This window comes from Xanthovirga aplysinae, assembly GCF_009711365.1.
GTDB lineage: Bacteria > Bacteroidota > Bacteroidia > Cytophagales > Cyclobacteriaceae > Xanthovirga > Xanthovirga aplysinae.
In genome coordinates this window covers 1-246 of record NZ_SMMB01000046.1, presented here as the reverse complement: position 1 = coordinate 246, position 246 = coordinate 1, and the positions used below count along the sequence as shown (strand labels likewise).

Below are 246 nucleotides of genomic sequence, written 5' to 3'. Positions count from 1 at the left end.
CCCCATTTTATTGGCGTATGGGATACGGTAGCCTCCCTTGGATACTTTAATGGAAAACGTTTCTTTGATGAAGCGCTGAATCCGGAGATTAAATTAGCCTACCATGCCCTTTCCATCGATGAACATAGGGAAAAATTTCTTCCTTCTTTATGGAATGAAAATAAAAAAGGCCAGAAACAAGTAATTGAACAAGTTTGGTTTTCTGGTGTGCATTGTGATGTAGGTGGTTGGTATGATGAGAGAGGA

Annotated in this window: 1 protein-coding gene; it reads left to right on the top strand. The window is 39.8% G+C overall.

Translation table 11 applies throughout. The features are described from left to right. Positions 1-246, top strand: a 246-nt coding sequence (locus E1171_RS00045) for a phospholipase effector Tle1 domain-containing protein (protein ID WP_187696067.1), incomplete at both ends; no start/stop codon positions are given.